The organism is Rhizobium sp. P2_G2, from assembly GCF_056403555.1.
The window spans coordinates 72,965-90,368 of sequence record NZ_JBFUFF010000006.1; the positions used below are offsets into that span (position 1 = coordinate 72,965).

Annotated in this window: 21 protein-coding genes and 1 tRNA gene; 13 read left to right on the forward strand and 9 right to left on the reverse strand. The window is 61.5% G+C overall.

Going from position 1 to position 17,404, the window contains the following annotated elements; all coding sequences use genetic code 11:
* Positions 1-5 precede the first annotated feature (5 nt).
* The gene (locus tag AC1D06_RS07390) at positions 6-779 is read right to left on the reverse strand and encodes a DeoR/GlpR family DNA-binding transcription regulator (RefSeq protein ID WP_477985756.1); all 774 of its coding nucleotides are present in this window, start codon (positions 777-779) and stop codon (positions 6-8) included.
* 380 nt (positions 780-1,159) lie between these two features.
* Entirely contained in the window at positions 1,160-1,828 is a 669-nt protein-coding gene (locus AC1D06_RS07395; protein WP_477878268.1) for a cysteine hydrolase family protein, read from the reverse strand.
* Positions 1,829-1,962: 134 nt separating this feature from the next.
* Here AC1D06_RS07395 and AC1D06_RS07400 point away from each other — a divergent pair, with 134 nt between their 5' ends.
* Positions 1,963-2,775, forward strand: a complete 813-nt coding sequence (locus AC1D06_RS07400) for an arginase family protein (protein WP_477985757.1) — start codon at positions 1,963-1,965, stop codon at positions 2,773-2,775.
* Positions 2,776-2,868: 93 nt separating this feature from the next.
* Entirely contained in the window at positions 2,869-3,348 is a 480-nt protein-coding gene (locus tag AC1D06_RS07405) for a group II truncated hemoglobin (protein ID WP_477878270.1), read from the forward strand.
* Between the two features lie 12 nt (positions 3,349-3,360).
* On the opposite strand, the gene AC1D06_RS07410 is transcribed toward AC1D06_RS07405, so the two are convergent.
* Complete coding sequence (locus AC1D06_RS07410) at positions 3,361-4,227, reverse strand: methyltransferase domain-containing protein (protein ID WP_477878271.1); 867 nt, start codon at positions 4,225-4,227, stop codon at positions 3,361-3,363.
* Between the two features lie 100 nt (positions 4,228-4,327).
* On the opposite strand from AC1D06_RS07410, the gene AC1D06_RS07415 reads away from it, so the two are divergent.
* The 6 genes from AC1D06_RS07415 to AC1D06_RS07440 all read left to right on the forward strand — a co-directional run bounded on the left by AC1D06_RS07415 (position 4,328) and on the right by AC1D06_RS07440 (position 9,503).
* Positions 4,328-5,071 carry a ComF family protein gene (locus AC1D06_RS07415; RefSeq protein WP_477878309.1) on the forward strand — a complete coding sequence of 248 codons (744 nt, stop codon included), beginning with the start codon at positions 4,328-4,330 and terminating at the stop codon, positions 5,069-5,071.
* A 42-nt stretch (positions 5,072-5,113) separates the two neighbouring features.
* Positions 5,114-5,371 (forward strand): glutaredoxin 3, encoded by a 258-nt coding sequence (gene grxC, locus AC1D06_RS07420; RefSeq protein WP_477985758.1) that lies wholly within the window; start codon positions 5,114-5,116, stop codon positions 5,369-5,371.
* Between the two features lie 8 nt (positions 5,372-5,379).
* Entirely contained in the window at positions 5,380-6,225 is an 846-nt protein-coding gene (locus tag AC1D06_RS07425; RefSeq protein ID WP_477985759.1) for a carbon-nitrogen hydrolase family protein, read from the forward strand.
* Positions 6,226-6,230: 5 nt separating this feature from the next.
* Entirely contained in the window at positions 6,231-6,659 is a 429-nt protein-coding gene (locus AC1D06_RS07430) for a DUF1178 family protein (RefSeq protein ID WP_477878274.1), read from the forward strand.
* Positions 6,660-6,813: 154 nt separating this feature from the next.
* Positions 6,814-8,229, forward strand: coding sequence for a lipopolysaccharide biosynthesis protein (locus tag AC1D06_RS07435; protein WP_477878275.1), 1,416 nt, complete (start codon positions 6,814-6,816; stop codon positions 8,227-8,229).
* A 2-nt stretch (positions 8,230-8,231) separates the two neighbouring features.
* Positions 8,232-9,503 carry a GNAT family N-acetyltransferase gene (locus AC1D06_RS07440; RefSeq protein ID WP_477985760.1) on the forward strand — a complete coding sequence of 424 codons (1,272 nt, stop codon included), beginning with the start codon at positions 8,232-8,234 and terminating at the stop codon, positions 9,501-9,503.
* Between the two features lie 4 nt (positions 9,504-9,507).
* On the opposite strand, the gene AC1D06_RS07445 is transcribed toward AC1D06_RS07440, so the two are convergent.
* Together AC1D06_RS07445 and AC1D06_RS07450 are read right to left on the reverse strand one after the other, a co-directional pair.
* Positions 9,508-10,422: a prephenate/arogenate dehydrogenase family protein gene (locus AC1D06_RS07445; protein WP_477985761.1), complete on the reverse strand. Its 915-nt coding sequence runs from the start codon at positions 10,420-10,422 to the stop codon at positions 9,508-9,510.
* 72 nt (positions 10,423-10,494) lie between these two features.
* A complete protein-coding gene (locus tag AC1D06_RS07450; protein WP_477985762.1) occupies positions 10,495-11,247 on the reverse strand; it encodes a class I SAM-dependent methyltransferase in 753 nt (250 codons plus the stop codon).
* Between the two features lie 198 nt (positions 11,248-11,445).
* Here AC1D06_RS07450 and gloB point away from each other — a divergent pair, with 198 nt between their 5' ends.
* The 3 genes from gloB (at position 11,446) to AC1D06_RS07465 (ending at position 13,539) form a co-directional block, all read left to right on the forward strand.
* A complete protein-coding gene (gloB, locus tag AC1D06_RS07455; protein WP_477985763.1) occupies positions 11,446-12,216 on the forward strand; it encodes a hydroxyacylglutathione hydrolase in 771 nt (256 codons plus the stop codon).
* A gap of 19 nt (positions 12,217-12,235) precedes the next feature.
* Entirely contained in the window at positions 12,236-12,877 is a 642-nt protein-coding gene (locus tag AC1D06_RS07460; protein ID WP_477985764.1) for a DNA-3-methyladenine glycosylase family protein, read from the forward strand.
* 104 nt (positions 12,878-12,981) lie between these two features.
* The gene (locus tag AC1D06_RS07465) at positions 12,982-13,539 is read left to right on the forward strand and encodes an HNH endonuclease (RefSeq protein ID WP_477878281.1); all 558 of its coding nucleotides are present in this window, start codon (positions 12,982-12,984) and stop codon (positions 13,537-13,539) included.
* 61 nt (positions 13,540-13,600) lie between these two features.
* Here the strand turns inward: AC1D06_RS07465 and AC1D06_RS07470 are convergent, their stop codons facing one another.
* Genes AC1D06_RS07470 through AC1D06_RS07480 form a run of 3 tightly spaced genes read right to left on the reverse strand, consistent with a single transcriptional unit; the run spans position 13,601 to position 15,285 of the window.
* Positions 13,601-14,143 (reverse strand): O-acetyl-ADP-ribose deacetylase, encoded by a 543-nt coding sequence (locus AC1D06_RS07470; RefSeq protein ID WP_477985765.1) that lies wholly within the window; start codon positions 14,141-14,143, stop codon positions 13,601-13,603.
* A gap of 29 nt (positions 14,144-14,172) precedes the next feature.
* Complete coding sequence (locus AC1D06_RS07475) at positions 14,173-14,682, reverse strand: disulfide bond formation protein B (RefSeq protein ID WP_477985766.1); 510 nt, start codon at positions 14,680-14,682, stop codon at positions 14,173-14,175.
* A gap of 12 nt (positions 14,683-14,694) precedes the next feature.
* Positions 14,695-15,285, reverse strand: a complete 591-nt coding sequence (locus AC1D06_RS07480; protein WP_477878310.1) for a YqaA family protein — start codon at positions 15,283-15,285, stop codon at positions 14,695-14,697.
* Positions 15,286-15,460: 175 nt separating this feature from the next.
* Between AC1D06_RS07480 and AC1D06_RS07485 the strand changes: the two genes are divergently transcribed.
* Positions 15,461-16,417 (forward strand): aldo/keto reductase, encoded by a 957-nt coding sequence (locus AC1D06_RS07485; RefSeq protein WP_477985767.1) that lies wholly within the window; start codon positions 15,461-15,463, stop codon positions 16,415-16,417.
* A gap of 100 nt (positions 16,418-16,517) precedes the next feature.
* A tRNA-Leu gene (locus tag AC1D06_RS07490) sits at positions 16,518-16,602 on the forward strand.
* 73 nt (positions 16,603-16,675) lie between these two features.
* On the opposite strand, the gene AC1D06_RS07495 is transcribed toward AC1D06_RS07490, so the two are convergent.
* Positions 16,676-17,173 (reverse strand): hypothetical protein, encoded by a 498-nt coding sequence (locus AC1D06_RS07495; RefSeq protein ID WP_477985768.1) that lies wholly within the window; start codon positions 17,171-17,173, stop codon positions 16,676-16,678.
* Positions 17,174-17,404: the final 231 nt, after the last annotated feature.

The window sequence follows — 17,404 nt, forward strand, 5'->3', positions numbered from 1 at the left end:
TTCTGCTATTTTCCGGCGCGGACCAGTTCGGCGCCGGCAGCGGCCAGACTGTCGACTGTCCCCGGATCCGCATCATGCTCGACGATCACCGGACCAACTTTCTGGAACGGAATCACCGCGAAAGAGGCCGGCACGCCAAGCTTCTCATTGGTGACCGCCGCCATCACTTTCCGGCTCCTCAGCGCCACGAAACGCTTGAATTCCGCTTCCTCGTAGAACGACGCCGTGACGCCGTTCTCGGTATCGAGTCCGCAACTGCCGAGCACGCAAAGATCGGGATGAAAGCTCTCGGCCTCCTGCATTGCCTTGGCACCCAGCATGGCGCCGGACGTATGATCTAGCCGACCGCCGATACCGACGACATCGATCTCGCGCCGTCCGACAAGGCTGGCCGCAATCATCGGCGCATTGGTGATCACGGTGAGCGGCAGATCCGCGGGAATGGTCTGCGCAATTGCCAGATTGGTGGTGCCGGCATCGATAAACAGCGTCATGCCCGCTTTGAACAGGGTCACGGCCGCTTTCGCCAGCGCATCCTTGCGTTCCGGCTTTTCGGAGAGCCGCTTGATCAGCGTATTGTCCGCCCCATCCGCCGGCGCCAGCGCCCCGCCATAAACGCGCCGGCAAAGCCCGGCCGCTGCCATTTCGCGCAGATCGCGCCGGATCGTGTCCTCGGAAATGCGGAACTCCTGCGCCAGATCGGTAGCAATCACGCGCCCCTCGTCCGCAAGCCGCTTGCGGATGAGGCCCTGACGTTCATGGAGAAGAAGTTCGGTCATTGTCGAATCCGGTATGAATGCGTACAAACATGCACAAACGTGCACGAACTGTCAACGCTATTTTTTGCTGAAGGGAATAATGAAGATGCTCACGCCGCTAATATTCGGGAACAAAGGCTGGCATGGTTTGCTTTCGAGCCCGCCGCGAAAGAACCGTCCTGATTGGCGTCCACCGGTCAGCCCAGCCCCTTGAACCGGCCATCGCGCGCACTATTTAAGCTCACGAACCGACTGGCGCTGATGCAGCCGAATGGCTGGGACCGGCGGCAGTCAGGTGATGTAAAGGGCGCTCCCCGGAAGGGTCGAGCGCCCTTTCTCTATTCAAGCATCGCGCCACAACCTGCCTGCATTGCGTCAGCATTCCTGTTGCCAGATTATGGTCACACTCTCGGCAATCGTCCGAGCGCTTCGATCACTGCCGACGAATCGGTCAAAGCACCAAAAACACCGTTTTCGACCGTCACCATGTGAAGCGCCGCCTCATGGGCATATTGATCTCCACTGGCGCATGCATCGGAAATCGTCAGGCATTGGAAATTCCGGTCACATGCTTCGCGCAGCGTGGTGTGGACGCAGACATCCGTCGTGCATCCGGCGAACATGAGATGTGTTATCCCCTGGGCGCGCAGGACATGTTCGAAATCCGTGTAGGTGAAGGCGCCGTTGCATGTCTTGTCGACGATAATGTCCTGCGGCCGGACATCGATCTCCGGAACGATCTCGAAACCGCGACTTCCGCGCAGCAGCACGTCGGTACCTTCCAGCCCGGCCCGCTGGCGCCGCCATTTCTCGTAAGGCGTCATATCTGCCTGGTCGGCGCGATAGCCTTGCCTTGTATGGATGATTTTCACGCCGGCGGCGCGGCAGGCAGCGATCAACCCGGACAGGACCGGCAGCGTCGCACGCAAAGGCGATGGGTCGTAGCCCTGCCTGGCAAAATAGCCATCGGCGGAAAGGAAATCGTGCTGCATGTCGATGACGACAAGCGCGGTCGCGCCGGCCGTCAGGTTTCCATCATAGGGATAATCGAACGGTTTTGCCTTGATCAAATGGTCCTCCCCGGGAGCCGCAGCGGCCGGTGCATTCAGCGCAAGCCATATCATAGTCCATCCGCGCAAGCACTTGTGACGCAACTGAAACCGGCTATTGAATGGCGGCAGACCGCAGTTTCAGGGAGCGCACAATGACGGCAGCATTGACGGTTTTCCAGGCAAGAGCAGGCGATCACAACGATCTCGCGATCCCGGGCGCGATGTCGCTGTCGAAACTGCTCGCGCAGCGACTCGGTCTTGAACCGACGGTTATCGGCCGCCCCGAGCCGATGACCCGTGCCGGCTGGAAACCGGAACTCGAATTTGCGATGCCTGCGCTCGAGGCGATGCGCGACAGATTCGAGGCCGTGTATTTGCGGGGCCAGCGTTCCCTGGCCGCATCGAGCCGTTGCGCGGTTTCCCTTGCCACCTTGCCTGTTGTCGCAAGGCATCGTCCCGATGCCGTGGTCGTCTGGTTCGACGCCCATGGCGATCTCAACACGCCCGACGCCAGCGCCACCGGCTATCTTGGCGGCCTGGCGCTGACGGGGCCGCTTGGCATGTGGGAGTCCGGCCTCGGTTCAGGGCTGCGGTTCGAAAACCTGGTGCTTGTCGGGCAGCGGGACCTGGACCCGTTCGAAGTCGAGTTGATCGAAGAGCGCGACCTCCCCATGATCGCACCAGGCTCCAATCTGGCGCAACGTCTTTCCACAGCCGTCGGGGGACGTCCGGTCTATGTCCATCTCGACTGCGATGTGCTGGAGCCGGGGATCGTCCCGACAGACTATCGTTGCGAGGGCGGCCTATCCCTTACCGACCTGAAAGCCGCTTGCGCGGTTCTGGCGGAGAGCGAGGTCGTCGGCCTCGAAATCGCCGAATACCAGATTTCATGGGTGGAGGGTGGAGAACCGGTTTCTGCCGCACCGCTGATCGATGCCGTCTCGCCTTTGTTGGCCAGGCTTTAGACGCGGCCCGCGAGCCATCCTCCACATTCAAGCATCGCGCCTTGAAAGACCATCTCGCCCACACATATTGTCCTCTGACGGACGGAGGCAATGATGACGGTACCCACGCTCTACGAATGGATTGGCGGCTTCGATGCGCTGAAGCGGCTGACGACGGAATTCTATCGGCGCGTCCCGCAGGACGAATTGCTCGGGCCGGTCTTCGCGGGCATGGACAGGGACCATCCCGAGCATGTCGCCATGTTCCTGGCGGAAGTGCTGGGCGGGCCAAAGCTCTATTCCGAACAGCGCGGCGGCCATCCCGCGATGATCCGCCATCATCTCGGCAAGCACCTGACCGAGCCGATGCGCCGACGCTGGATCAATCTGCTGCTCGACACCTATACCGATCTCGGCCTGCCGGCCGATCCGGAATTCGCCTCGGCGCTTGTCGGCTATCTCGAATGGGGCACGCGGCTTGCGGTGATCAACTCGCAGCCGGGCGCCAAGGTCTTCGAGCATGCGCCGATGCCGAAATGGGGCTGGGGCGAGCCGGGCGGGCCATATATTCCGAAGCAAGCCAAATCTTCGTAAGCTTGATTCCGTTCAGTCCAGCTTGATGCCCTTCAACGCATCCGCCAGCCGCACCTTGGCCGAACCGGGCTTCAGCGGCTTCTGCTGGCTCTCGTGCGGTGCCCAGCCGGAGAGGAAGATCATCGAGAAGGTCGCGCGAATGCGGCCATCGGGATCGGAATAGCGCTCGGCATAAAGTCGCGCCGCTTCGAGGAAGAAGGTCCGGGTCATCGGCCGCTTCGAACGATCGGCGAGCGGATTGGTCTGGCCGAGCGCCCTGAGATCGGCCATCAGGCCGAACAGGGAATCATAGCGCACTGTATACGTTTCGACATCGGCAACCGGCAGGCTGAAACCGGCGCGCTGCAACAGGCCGCCCACGGCCCGAACCTCGCCGAATGGCACGACGCGCGGGCTGGCGCCGCCATAAAGCCGCTGTTCGGTTTCGAGCAGGACGTCATTGAGTTCGGCGAGCGTGCCGGCACCGGGGATCGCTGCCATCAGCAGTCCATCCGGCTTCAGCGCCCGGCGAATGCGGATCAGGCTGCCGGGGAGGTCGTTGACCAGATGCAGGAAGGGTGGCGCCAGCACCAGATTATAGGCATCCGCCTCGAGCGGCACATCTTCCAGCGAAGACGCGGCATGATCGGGCGCGGCCTCAGTCAGCACGTCGACCTGTTCCAGCCTGCCGATCTTGCCGGTGGCAAGCGCGGCCTGCGCCACCGCGCTCGTGCCGCCGAACAGTTCGGCCGCACGCTCGAAATGCCGCTCGACGGCGCCGAGCCGCAGTGCAAATTCCTCGGCGGCGAGATCGAGCAGGAAACCGGCCTTCGGATCGAACCTTTTTGCGGCACGGCGGCGTCGGGCCACGGCCAGTTCGGGGTCGATCAGGATATCCATGCCAGTCACTCGCAAAAACCGCTTCGCAAAGGCACCAATCCCCGACTATTGTCAATCCATGCAAGAGGCGGAAGAACAGGCAAGCGTGAGCAGAACGACGATGGTGCGCGGTCATCTCGCCGCGCTCGCGCGCCGTGCCGTCGACCTGCTTTTCCCACCGGCCTGTCCCGGCTGCGGCCGCATGGCGGCGGGTCACGGTGCGCTCTGTCCTGACTGCTGGCGCGACATCGCCTTCATCGAGCGGCCCTATTGCGAAGTGCTCGGCGTCCCCTTCAGCCACGATCTCGGCCCCGGCATTCTCTCGGCCGAAGCCATAGCCAATCCGCCGGATTTCGACCGCCTGCGCTCCGTCTGCGCCTTCAACGGCACCGCCCGCAATCTCGTCCACGCCCTGAAATACCGTGACCGTACCGAACTTTCGCCGATGCTGGCGCTATGGATGGCCCGCGCCGGCAAGGAACTGCTCGCCGATTGCGACGTCCTCGTTCCCGTGCCGCTGCATCGCTACCGGCTGATGTCGCGCAAATTCAACCAGGCGGCCGAACTGGCGCTCGCCTTGTCGCGCCTGACCGACAAGCCGATGCTCGCCGATGCCATCCGCCGCACCCGTCATACCAAGCATCAGGTCGGTCTCGGGCGCACCGGCCGTGCCGAAAATGTCCGTGGCGCCTTCCGTATCACCGAACGTGGCAAGGCCGAGATCGCCGGCCGCCGCATCGTCATCATCGACGACGTCTATACGACCGGCGCAACCGTCTCGGCCATGGCCCGTGCCGCACGCCGGGCCGGAGCCTCGGACATAGCGGTATTAACCTTTGCAAGAGCCCTTCCCGATACTATATGAACTTGAAATGACAGAAGAATAGAATTCTGATCGGAGAACGGCATGGCATCCGTGATCATCTATACGAGACAGTTCTGCGGCTTTTGCTCCGCCGCCAAGGCGCTGCTGGAAGCCAAGGGCGTCGACTATGTCGAGCATGACGCGACCGGCAAGCCGGACCTGCGCGCCGAGATGGTCGACAAGGCGCATGGCCGCAACACGTTTCCGCAGATCTTCATCGATGGCCGGCATGTCGGCGGCTGTGACGAGCTGCATGCGCTGGACCGCGCCGGCAAGCTCGATCCCCTCTTGGCAGCGTGAGGTCGGATATGGTCAAGGTCGCCGCCATCCAGATGTGCTCGGGCACCGACATCGCCCGCAACGCCGCCCGCGTCGAAGCGCTGGTGCGCGAAGCGCATGCTCAAGGCGCCGTCTATATCCAGACGCCCGAAATGACCGGCGCGCTGCAACGCGACCGCAAGGCGCTGTTCGACGCGCTGAGGCCCGAGGACACCGATGTCATCGTCGCCAAAGGTGCCTCGCTGGCCAGGGAACTCGGCATCCATCTGCATATCGGCTCGACGGCCATCGGCCTTGGCGACGGCAAGGTCGCCAATCGCGGCTTCCTCTTCGGCCCCGATGGAGCGATCATCTGCCGCTACGACAAGATCCATATGTTCGATGTCGACCTCGACAATGGCGAAAGCTGGCGCGAAAGCGCTGTCTACAGGCCGGGCCACGAGGCGCGCATCGCCGACCTGCCCTTCGGCCGGATGGGTTTTGCCATCTGCTACGATGTCCGCTTCCCGCAACTGTTCCGCACCGAGGCGCTTGCCGGCGCCGAAATCCTGACCGTGCCCACCGCCTTCACCCGCCAGACCGGCGAGGCGCATTGGCATGTCCTGGTTCGCGCTCGTGCGATCGAGAACGGCGCTTTCCTGATCGCGGCTGCGCAAGGCGGCAAGCATGAGGACGGCCGCGAAACCTATGGCCATTCGCTGATCGTCGATCCCTGGGGCCGCATCCTCGCCGAAGGGCCGGATAGCGGCGAGGCCGTTATCACTGCCGAACTCGATCTGTCCACCGTGGCGGCGACACGCCAGAAAATTCCGAACTTGAAGAATGCGCGCGATTTCGAAGTTGCGGAAACGCGCCTCAACGAAATGGTAGAGTAAGTTAAGTGATCCGCTATTCCCTTCAATGCGATAAGGAGCACGAATTCGAAGGCTGGTTCGCCTCGAGCGAGGATTTCGACCGGCAGCTCACGGCCGGCTATGTCAGCTGTCCGCATTGCGGCTCGCAATCGGTGACCAAACTGCTGATGGCGCCGAACCTCACCACCGGCCGGCAGAAGGACGGCATCCGCCAGATGGTGATGGACAATAGCCGCCGCGAAATGATGGCCAAGATCAAGGAAGTCGTCGCCGAAATCCGTAACAATTCCGAGGATGTCGGCGAGAAATTTCCCGAGGAAGCTCGCAAGATCCATTATGGCGAGGCGGAAGCCCGCGGCATCATCGGCCAGGCGTCGCATGATGAGGTCACGGCGCTGGTCGATGAGGGCATTGAGATTGCTGCGCTGCCGGTATTTCCGGAGGATGTGAATTAGCCGCGACGGAGCTGGTTCCCACTCCGTCTGATATGGCACAACAAATCCGTCAATATTCCCCGCTCGAAACCACCCTATCCACACCGTTTCTTAACCTCAACCGGCCTAGAACAGGCTGGGTATTCGTGCGTCACGAAATCGGGTATTGCGTATCATGGCCATCCTCCAGGCGTCCGCCAAGGACCTGCCGGAAAACCGCGTCGAAAGGCTTCTGGCCCTGCCCGGCAGGATGCATGCCTTTCTGACGGCGCGCGATGGCGGCGGCCAGGCTGGGCGCATGGCGCTGATCGCCTTCCTGATTCGCATCGTTTCGGCGGCCATCGCTTTCGTTTCGCAGATCATCCTCGCCCGCATCATGGGCGAGCACGAATACGGCATCTTCGTCTTCGTCTGGGTGCTGGTGATCCTGATCGGCAACCTCTCCTGCCTCGGCTTCCATTCCGCCCAGATCCGCTTTCTGCCGCAATTCCAGGCAGACAATGATTTCGAACGGGTCCGCGGCCTGGCCGTCACCGCCCGCATCTTCGCCATGCTCTCGGCTACGATCGTGGCAATCATCGGTTTTGTCGCGCTCGAAATCTTCAAGGCCGAGATCGAAAGCTATTATGTCGTGCCGCTGTTCATCGCGCTGTTCATCCTGCCGATGATTGCGCTGGGCGACACGATGGAAGGCACGGCACGCGCCAATAGCTGGGCCGTGGTGGCGCTCAGCCCCACCTATATCGTCCGGCCGCTGCTGATCCTGCTGTTCATGCTGGGCGCCGTCTGGGCCGGCGAGCCGCAGACCGCGCGCACCGCCATGGTCGCCAGCCTCGCCGCGACCTATGTCACTTCCGTCGCCCAGCTGTTCAACATCCGCTGGCGGCTCAGCCGGCATTTCGACAAGGGGCCGATCCATGTCGAATTCGGCACCTGGCTGAAGGTCGCCTTTCCGATCTTCCTGATCGAGGGTTTCAGCTTCCTGCTCACCAATTCCGACACTGTCGTCACCGGCCTCTTCCTGTCGCCGAGCCAGGTCGGCATCTACTATGCCGCCTCGAAGACCATCGTGCTGGTACAGTTCGTGTTCTTCTCCGTGAAGGCGGCATCCGCGCCGCGCTTCTCGGCGCTCTATGCGGCGGGCGAAGGCACTGAGCTCGCCCGGTTCGCCGGCCAAACCGTGCGCTGGGCCTTCTGGCCGGCGCTGTTCATCGGTCTTGCAGCATTGCTTGCCGGCAATTTCCTGCTCTCGATGTTCGGTCCCGGTTTTACCCAGGGTTACTATGTCATGGTGATCCTGTTTATCGGCATCCTCGCCAAATGCTCGGTTGGGCCAGGAGAGGTCCTGCTTGCCATGGCAGGCGAACAGACGCTGTGCATGAAGCTCTATGCCGTGGCGCTGACCGCCAACATCGTCTTTAACGTCGTGCTCGTACCGCTCTATGGCATCGAAGGGGCGGCCTTTGCCGCCGCCGGCGCGATGTTCGTCGAGGCGACCCTGCTGCACGTCGCCGTGCGCAAAAAACTTTCGATCGTACTTTTTGCCTTTGCCCGGCCCCATGGCCGCCGCTTGATGCCCAAGGATGCGTGACGATGGCCCCCGCACCGACCTATGAAGAAACCAGCTTCCAGATGTCGATGAAGCTCGCCCATGGCGACATCGGCCACCTGCGCGACCGGCCGCTGCCGGTGCTGGAAATCGACACGCCAAAACCGGGCCGCACGCTTTCCATCTATCAGGCGTCGTCCGGCTATGACCTGCAGGAAGAGCTTGATTTCCTCTCCAACAGGGCGATGGAGCCGAATGTCTTCTTCGCCAGCCGCTTCCTGGCGCCCGCCTTGCCGCGCCTCGAGGATCGCGAAATCCGCCTCGCCGTCATCCGCGACCAGCGCGACGACCGCAGCCGGCTGCGCTTCCTCATGCCGTTTTCGATCGAGAAGCCCGGTTTCGCCATCGGTGCGCCGATCATCCGCACCTGGGCCAATCCCTTCGGCCCGCTCGGCACACCGCTGGTCGATGGCGAAAACCCCGCCGAGACGATGGATCATCTGCTCGATGCGTTTGGCCGCGAGGCGAGCCAGCTGCCGCATGTGCTGGTGCTGCCCGATATCCGCCTGCGTGGCCCCTTCGCCCAGATGCTGAAGGCGATCGCCATTTCCCGCAACCTGCCGGTCTTCACCGCCAACCAGCATGAACGCCCGATGCTGGAAAGCCTGCAGGACGGCGAGACCTATCTCAAGGCATCGATCAAATCGAGCCATATGCGCGAGATGCGCCGTCAATGGGGACATCTCGAAGATCTTGGTGCGGTCACCTATAATGTCGCCCGCCATCCGCATGAAGTCCGTCAGCGCATGGAGGAATTCCTGCTGCTCGAAGCCAGCGGCTGGAAGGGTAAGAAGCGTTCGGCCATGCTCTCGGACCGATACCGCGCCGCCTTTGCCCGCGAGGCGCTGTTCAACCTCGCCGAGGCGGATGCCGCCCGTATCCACACCCTAGACATCGACGGCAAGGCGATCGCCAGCATGGTGGTGCTGATGATGAACGGCGAGGCCTATACCTGGAAGACGGCCTATGACGAAAGCTATGCCCGCTTCTCCCCCGGCAAGCTCCTGGTGGCCCACCTGACGGAATGGCATCTCGACGATCCTAACATCGTCCGCACCGATTCCTGCGGTGCGACCGATCATCCGATCATGAGCCGCCTCTGGCGCGAACGCGAGGAAATGGGCACTCTGGTCGTCGGCCTGCTGCCGAATTCCGACCGCGAGGCGCGGCAGGCGACGTCGCAACTGCATCTCTACCAGAACACCCGCAGCGTCGCGCGACTGATCCGCGAAAAGATCATGTCGTTCCGGAAATAACGGACTATCCGCGCCGGCCGAAATCCGCCGCCGCCGTATCCTGCCCCGCCTCGACGATCTCGCGGCGGATGGCGCGCGTGCGGGTAAAGAGATCGAACAGTTTGTCGCCCTCGCCCCAGCGGATCGATCGCTGCAGCGAGGCGAGGTCTTCCGAAAACCGCGCCAGCATTTCCAGGATCGCATCCTTGTTGTGCAGGCAGACGTCGCGCCACATCACCGGATCGGAGGCGGCAAGGCGGGTGAAGTCACGGAAACCGGAGGCAGAATATTTGATCACTTCCGATTCCGTCACGGTCTCCAGGTCCTCGGCCGTGCCGACGATATTGTAGGCGATGAGGTGCGGCAGATGCGAGACGATCGCCAGCACCTTGTCGTGATGGCCAGCTTCCATCCGATCGACGCGCGACCCGAGCGCCTCCCAGAAGGCGCCAAGCTTTTCGACCTCAGCCTCCTCGGTGCCCGGTACCGGCGTCAGAACGCACCACCGGCCCTGGAACAGGCTGGAAAAGCCGGCATCGGGACCGGAATGCTCCGTGCCGGCGATCGGGTGCCCGGGGATGAAATGCACGCCGGCCGGCACATGCGGCAGCATCTGCGCGATGACCGACGATTTGGTCGAGCCGACATCGGTCAGGATGGTACCCGGCTTCAGGCCCGGCGCGATTTCAGCCGCAACCGCCCCCGAGGCACCGACCGGCACGGAGACGATCACCAGGTCGGCGTCGTGCACGCATTCGACGGCGCTTTCCGTATAGAAGGTGCCAAGTCCCAGTTCCTCGGCGCGCGCCAGCGTCAGCGCACTGCGCGTGGTGATCGACACCTCGTTGGCGAGATGCTTTTCCTTGACCGCGCGCGCGATCGAGGAGCCGATCAGGCCGATGCCGATCAGGGCGATCTTGTTGAACTGGACATCGCTCATCTGTTGAAAATCCGCCGAAAATTCATTGCCGGCAGCCATTAGAGCCTTTCAAGCTTAAATGGAAGCGTTCTGTTATTTGTCGGGCGGCAGGCTGCGCGCCGTCGGCATGCCCTGCGGCGCCAGCACCKGCACGAACACACGGCGCGAGGCGCGCGCGAACACCGGCAGACCCTGGTAGAGCCGCTTCTGCGCCTCGGCAGCGATGACGCCGGAAAACAGCGGCAAGGCACGCCGGCCAAGCGGATCCAGGCTATGGAACAATCGCAACAGCAGCCGGGAACGGTAGGGCGGATAGAACAGGGCGCCGGCAAAGGCCCCCGGCGTGAAATTGGTCTCCCGCAACAGCGAGGTCAATTGCCCCCGCGAATAGGGCCGGCCGGCGCCGAAGGGCGTATGCTCGAGCCGCGCCCAGACACCGCGCCGGTTCGGCACCACGATCACCAGCCGCCCGCCCGGCGCCAGCACACGATAGATCTCTTTCAGCATTTCGCGGGGATTCTCGGCGAATTCCAGCGAATGCACCAGGAGGATGCGGTCAATGGAGGAATCCGGCAAAGGAAGATCCTCGTCGAACACCAGCGCGGTGGAGGACAGCGCCCCGGCCGGCCAGTTGACTGCCCCCTGCCCGGCCGGCATGAAGGCAAACGTGCGCTCTGCCCCTTCCCGGAACCGCTCCAGATAAGGCAGCGCATAGCCGAGCCCGATCAACCGCTCGTCCGGCAGGCGCGCCCAGAGCGTCTTCAGCGCCTGACTGATCGACGCCTCCGCCGCCTGTCCGAGCGGCGACGAATAAAACTCTCTCAAATCAACGATGTCCGTCTGCATCCGGCAAATGTAGCCGGCTCGGGCTGGACTTCAAGCGCTCATATCCTAAATGTGCGGGCGCGCCACGCATGTCTCCCGAAAGTGGGAACCGGTTTCGGGATAAAGAGATGYGCAAACAAAGAACCAAAGCGCCGGAGCGAACCCATGGATCGCGACGCGCTTTGGTCGCATTTCAGGCAAGCCACATGGAGGGACCCCATGGCTGAACTCGAAATCGAACTCTTTCCCTGCCGCCAGGACAATTTCGGCATCCTCCTGCACGACCCCGTGTCAGGGAAGACGGCATCGATCGACGCACCAGAAGAAAGGCCGATCCTCGACGCGCTCAATCGTCGCGGCTGGAACCTGACCGACATTTTCACTACCCATCATCACCATGACCATGTCGAGGCCAATCTGGCGCTCAAGGACGGCTTTGATGTCCAGATCACCGGGCCGAAGAATGAGGCCGACAAGATTCCCGGCATCGGCTTCGCCTTCGGCGATGGCGGCCAGTTCTCCTTTGCCGGCCATCCGGTCGAAGTGATCGAGACGCCCGGCCACACCGCCGGCCACATTTGCTACTATTTGCCTGAGGACAAACTGCTATTCTCCGCCGACACGCTGTTTGCGCTCGGCTGCGGCCGGCTGTTCGAGGCTTCCGCCAGGGAAATGTGGACCTCGCTTTCCAAACTCAAGGCGCTGCCGGACGACACGATCGTCTATTTCAGCCATGAATATACGCTGACCAATGGCCGCTTCGCGCTGACCATCGATCCGCGCAATTCCGAGCTCGTCACCCGCGTCAAGGAAATCGAAACACTGCGCGCCGAGGGCGGCCATACCTGCCCGACCACGATCGGGCTCGAAAAGCGCACCAATCCCTTCCTCCGGGCGGACGATGCCGAAATCCGCAAGCATCTCGGCATGGAGGGTGCTGAGGACTGGGAAGTCTTCGCCGAGATCCGGAGCCGCAAAGACAAGTTCTGATTGATAAAGACAAGTTCTGATGCAGCCGATCCGCACCGAAGCTGACATTGCCGCAGGCGTGCAAGCGCTTCTGAAGACCGACCCGGCCTTCGCCCCGGTCGTCGAGGCGGCGGGCCATATTCCCCTGCGCCACCGCCCGCCGGCCTATGAGGGGCTGGCACATATCGTCGTCGGCCAGGTCGTGTCGCGCGCCTCGGCCGATGCGATCTGGCGGCGGCTGGAGTCGCTGGCCGGCACGATCACGCCGGACCGCATCCTTGCCTTGAGCGTCGAGGAGTTGCGGACGACCGGCCTCTCCGGCGCCAAGGAATCGACGCTGCGCGGCCTGGCATCGGCCTGCCGCGACGGCCTCGATCTCGAACGGATCGCCTTCCTCGATGCCGAGGTGGCGATCGCCGAACTCACGGCGGTGAAAGGCATCGGCCTCTGGACGTCGGAAGTTTTTTTGCTGTTCTGTGCCGGCCATCCYGATGTCTTCCCCACCGGCGACATCGCGCTTCAAAGTGCCGCAGCAGAGGCCTTCGGGCTTGCCGAGCGACCCCAGCACAAGGCCTTCCGCGCCATGGCGCTGCGCTGGCAGCCCTATCGTTCGATTGCTGCCCGCGTCCTTTGGGCGTACTATGGGGTGAGAAACGGACGGCAGGGCATCCCTGTCACCTAAAATCTGGGAGTACAAAAAACTCTTTCTTTTCAGGACTTCACAATCCTGTCGCAATACCACTAGTATGAGTAAAGCAGGGAATTCGAATCGTTCAGGAGCTTGACTTGACGATTGCAGTGTCACCCCAGTCGCTTCCCGCCCTGGTCCTCAATGCGGACTACAGGCCGCTGAGTTATTACCCGCTTTCTCTCTGGTCCTGGCAGGACGCCATCAAGGCCGTCTTCCTCGATCGCGTCAATATCATTGCCGAATACGAGCACTCGGTGTCCTCGCCCAGCTATTCGATGAAGCTGCCGAGCGTTGTCTGCCTTAAGTCTTACGTGCAGCCGTCGCGCTATCCGGCCTTCACACGCTTCAACGTTTTCCTGCGCGACAAGTTCGAGTGCCAGTATTGCAATTCCGATGACGACCTGACCTTCGATCACGTCACGCCCCGTGCGCTCGGCGGCCAGACGACGTGGGAAAATGTCGTCACCGCCTGCGCACCGTGCAATCTGCGCAAGGGCTCGAAGCTGCCGCGCCAGGCCGGCATGTTCCCGCACCAGAAGCCCTACCGGCCGACAGTGCAGGACCTGCATAACAACGGCCGACTGTTCCCGCCGAACTACCTGCACGACAGCTGGCTCGACTATCTCTACTGGGATACCGAACTGCAGCCATAAGCGTCTTCGTGAGGCCGGGCACCGTCGGCGCAATTGCAAGAACCGTCAGACAAGTCCGGCATCAGATTTTGCTGAAGCCGCCATGCTTGGCTCTGTCGAGCGTCGCGGCGTAGATATCGAAGACTTGTCCCGGCAGGCACGCAAACAGGACGCGTTCAATGGAGTGATCTTGCTCGATGAACCGGGCAACCCGCTCCAGTGCGATCTCCGCAGCCAATTCCGGCGGATATTTATAAATTCCGCAGCTGATGGCGGGAAACGCTATCGACCGAACCTGCTTGGCTGCTCCCAACCGCATGCTGTTTTCGTAACAGGACGCCAACAGCGCAGGCTCTCCATTGCCGCCGCCACGCCATACCGGACCAACAGTGTGGATGATGAACCGGGCCTTCAGACGATAACCGCCCGTAACCCTTGCCTCGCCGGTCTTGCATCCGCCCAGCAACCGGCACTCATGCACGAGGTCCGGGCCTGCCGCACGATGGATCGCGCCATCGACGCCACCGCCACCGAGCAGCGAGGAATTCGCGGCATTGACGATGGCATCGACATCGAGCCGCGTAATGTCGCCGGCAATGACCTCCATGCGTTCGAACGCGTTCATGAGACCCTCGAGCGATAACAGGCGCTATTTCACGCCTTCCGCACTGCGAAAACGCCGATCACGGCAAGCACCAGCGTCGCCACCACATTCCAGCCGGAGAGCGACAGGCCGAGAATGCGCAGCGCCGCTTCGCTGCAGGACGGCTCATGCTGGGTGGAGAGGTCGCTCAGCAGATCGCCAGCGCTCTTGGAAATCGTATTGAGCGAAGCCGTGCAGCTCGACGGTCCTTCCCAGAATTTCCACTCGACGCCGGCGTGATAGACGCTCAGCCCCGCGCCGATCAGCATGGCGATCACGACGATGCCGATCAGCACGCGCGTCGTGGTCGCCGGCATCTTCAGCCCGGCCGAGAGGATCGCCAGGATCGCCAGGGGAATGCCGACATAATAGGGAATGCGCTCCTTGAGGCAGAGCTCGCAGGGAATGTAATGGCCGAAATATTCCAGGCCGAGCGCCGACAGGATGACGACCGCCATGCCGAGCGTCAGCAATAGGACGGCGGGGATCGACTGGCGGCCAGGGGAAGCGAGTGCGGTCATGGACAAATCCGGTCAGTGTTTCACGAGGAGATAGACGACATAGGCGACGACCAGCACCGCCGCCACCAAGCCTGCGATGAGATTGAGGCGCTTTTCGATGAAATCGCGGATCGACACGCCATATTTCGCAAACAGCCAGGACAGCAGCGCGAATTTGCCGCCGCGCGCCACGACCGCCGCGAGGAAGAAGAACAGCAGATTGACCTGCAGCACGCCGGAAAGAATGGTCACAACCTTCAGTGGCGGCAGATGCGCCAGCCCCGACGTCACCAGGAAAAGCAGGATCACCTCGAAATTGACATAGGACTTCAGCTTTTCGAATTCATGCATGCCGTTATAGAATTCGAGGATCGGCCGGGCGATCGCCTCGAAGAAATAGTAACCGATCAGCCAGCCGGCGACGCCGCCGAGGATCGAGCCGAGCGCCGCGATCAGGCCATAGCGCCAGACGCGTTCGGGCTTGGCGATCGCCATCGGCAGGAACAGCACTTCGGCAGGCACCAGAAAGATCGAGCTTTCGACGAAGGCGATGATGAACAGCCAGATTTCGGCGGAGGGACGTTCGGCAAGGCGGATGGTCCAGTCGTAGAGGCGCTTCAGCATGTTCATCCCGGTTGAAATGGCTGGCATCTTTATGCAGCCCCTCACGGATTTGTAAACCGCTGCGGCGCTGCAAAGCTACACTTTGATGTGATGCCGGCCGTACCGATTTCAGGCAATTGCGCTTGATTTTGGGCGTGCCGCGCTCTTTTCTGCGACGGCAAAAGGAGATGACGACATGGAAAAACGCCCGCTTGGAAATACCGGCTTCGACATCGCCCCGCTCGTCCTCGGCGGCAATGTGTTCGGCTGGACCATCGACGAAAAGCAGAGTTTTGCCGTTCTCGACGCCTTTGTCGACCACGGCTTCAACGCCATCGACACCGCCGATGCCTATTCGCGCTGGGTCCCCGGCAACCAGGGCGGCGAATCGGAAACGATCATCGGCAAATGGCTGAAGGCCAACCCCACCAAGCGCGATCAGGTCGTGGTATTCACCAAGGTCGGCTCGGAAATGAATGCCTCGATGACCAAGAAGGACCTGTCGGCACACTGGATTCTCGAAGAGGTCGACAATTCGCTGCGCCGCCTCGGTGTCGATGCGATCGATCTCTATTTCTCCCACTGGCCGGACCCGGACACCCCCTATGCCGAAACGCTCGGCGCCTATGACACGCTGCTGAAGGCCGGCAAGGTCAAGTCGATCGGCTGCTCGAACCTCGATGCCGAGCAACTCGGCGAGGCGCTGAAAGTCGCCAAGGACAACGGCTTGCCGCGCTATCAGGTGCTGCAGCCGGAATACAATCTCTATGCCCGCTCGAAGTTCGAAGGCCCGTTGCGCGATCTCTGCATCAGGGAGGGCCTGGGCGTCGTCAATTATTACGGTCTTGCCTCGGGCTTCCTCACCGGCAAATATCGCTCGGAGAAGGACTTGGACAAAAGTCAGCGCGGCAGCAGCTCCGCAAAATACCTCAACGAGCGCGGGTTTGGGATTCTCGCGGCTCTGGACGAGGTCTCCGCTCGCCACGGCGCCGACCAGGCCGAAGTGGCGCTAGCCTGGCTGATGGCGGCCCCCGGCATTACCGCGCCGATCGCCAGCGCCAGCAAGGTCAGTCAGGTCGAGAGTTTTGCCAAAGCCGCAGCCCTCAGGCTTTCTGCCGAGGACATGGACACGCTCAACCGGGCAAGCGTCTGAGTCTCTGTTCAAAAACACGAACGCCGCGCGAAAAACCGGTTGACCGGGCGGCGTTCCTTCGTATAGTCCGCCGCTGTCTTCCGTGATCCTCACTGACATTGCCCCATTGGCGGAATTGGTAGACGCGCTCGACTCAAAATCGAGTTCCGAAAGGAGTGCTGGTTCGAGTCCGGCATGGGGCACCAAAACCTTCTGCTTTGCCGAATATATATAGTAATTTCAACGAGCTAAGCCTCAAGGAAGGCTGAGCCGTACTGCTCAATAGCAGTCCCTCTGGGTGATCTCCACTACCAGTTTTTTCGAACTTCCGTCTTTTCTGAAGGTTAGCCCAAACATCTCAGGTGTTCCAGAAAGAAGAAGTTTGCTGATGCTGGGGCATACCGCCGGTATTATCTGATCTATATTATCTTCGTTGGCGACAGCTGCCGCGTTTCCAAACAGCGTATAATCGTAGTCAACCTCACCAGCAGGCATAGAAACACGATCCAGCCTTGCTTCTGCATCGATCATTTTCGGAAGACCTTCGTTGGTTCTTTGAGCCTCCAACACGTTGTCGAAGTAAACGGCTGCGGTTTTGTTGTGCAAAATTGGATAAAGCGAAACGAGGACAACCGGAAAAACCTGCCTCATCGCCCCCAATTCTGACGCTTTCCGCAGGATTGCATAAACAACGAGGCCAATGCCCCCCAATGCCACGGCAGCAGCCGTGTAGCTCACCCAAACCGGTAGTGCTGCGAGATCAACCACTTCCATCATCCCATCTCGCCCAGACAATCACCCAGCCTTCAACCGGCTGTCAATGATATCTGCCCCATAACTCCATCTCCCATGCCCTCGGCTATGCGACCACGGTGGCATGCGGTGAATCGGCGAGTGCCTGGATAAGCCAATAGCGCCGGCTCATCGGAGCCGGCGATTGTTTGTTTGGTTGAAACAACAGATACAGAAAGTCGTCGGCACCTGTTGCGCCATTGCTCGGTCAGCCGT

What these genes read in the sequence shown, in the direction of transcription:
- AC1D06_RS07390 (WP_477985756.1), bottom strand. Translation starts at nt 779, where the DNA reads ATGACCGAACTTCTTCTCCATGAACGTCAGGGCCTCATCCGCAAGCGG.
- AC1D06_RS07400 (WP_477985757.1), top strand. Translation starts at nt 1,963, where the DNA reads ATGACGGCAGCATTGACGGTTTTCCAGGCAAGAGCAGGCGATCACAAC.
- AC1D06_RS07405 (WP_477878270.1), top strand. Translation starts at nt 2,869, where the DNA reads ATGACGGTACCCACGCTCTACGAATGGATTGGCGGCTTCGATGCGCTG.
- AC1D06_RS07410 (WP_477878271.1), bottom strand. Translation starts at nt 4,227, where the DNA reads ATGGATATCCTGATCGACCCCGAACTGGCCGTGGCCCGACGCCGCCGT.
- AC1D06_RS07415 (WP_477878309.1), top strand. Translation starts at nt 4,328, where the DNA reads ATGGTGCGCGGTCATCTCGCCGCGCTCGCGCGCCGTGCCGTCGACCTG.
- grxC (WP_477985758.1), top strand. Translation starts at nt 5,114, where the DNA reads ATGGCATCCGTGATCATCTATACGAGACAGTTCTGCGGCTTTTGCTCC.
- AC1D06_RS07425 (WP_477985759.1), top strand. Translation starts at nt 5,380, where the DNA reads ATGGTCAAGGTCGCCGCCATCCAGATGTGCTCGGGCACCGACATCGCC.
- AC1D06_RS07435 (WP_477878275.1), top strand. Translation starts at nt 6,814, where the DNA reads ATGGCCATCCTCCAGGCGTCCGCCAAGGACCTGCCGGAAAACCGCGTC.
- AC1D06_RS07440 (WP_477985760.1), top strand. Translation starts at nt 8,232, where the DNA reads ATGGCCCCCGCACCGACCTATGAAGAAACCAGCTTCCAGATGTCGATG.
- AC1D06_RS07445 (WP_477985761.1), bottom strand. Translation starts at nt 10,422, where the DNA reads ATGAGCGATGTCCAGTTCAACAAGATCGCCCTGATCGGCATCGGCCTG.
- gloB (WP_477985763.1), top strand. Translation starts at nt 11,446, where the DNA reads ATGGCTGAACTCGAAATCGAACTCTTTCCCTGCCGCCAGGACAATTTC.
- AC1D06_RS07470 (WP_477985765.1), bottom strand. Translation starts at nt 14,143, where the DNA reads ATGAACGCGTTCGAACGCATGGAGGTCATTGCCGGCGACATTACGCGG.
- AC1D06_RS07475 (WP_477985766.1), bottom strand. Translation starts at nt 14,682, where the DNA reads ATGACCGCACTCGCTTCCCCTGGCCGCCAGTCGATCCCCGCCGTCCTA.
- AC1D06_RS07480 (WP_477878310.1), bottom strand. Translation starts at nt 15,285, where the DNA reads ATGCTGAAGCGCCTCTACGACTGGACCATCCGCCTTGCCGAACGTCCC.
- AC1D06_RS07485 (WP_477985767.1), top strand. Translation starts at nt 15,461, where the DNA reads ATGGAAAAACGCCCGCTTGGAAATACCGGCTTCGACATCGCCCCGCTC.
- AC1D06_RS07495 (WP_477985768.1), bottom strand. Translation starts at nt 17,173, where the DNA reads ATGATGGAAGTGGTTGATCTCGCAGCACTACCGGTTTGGGTGAGCTAC.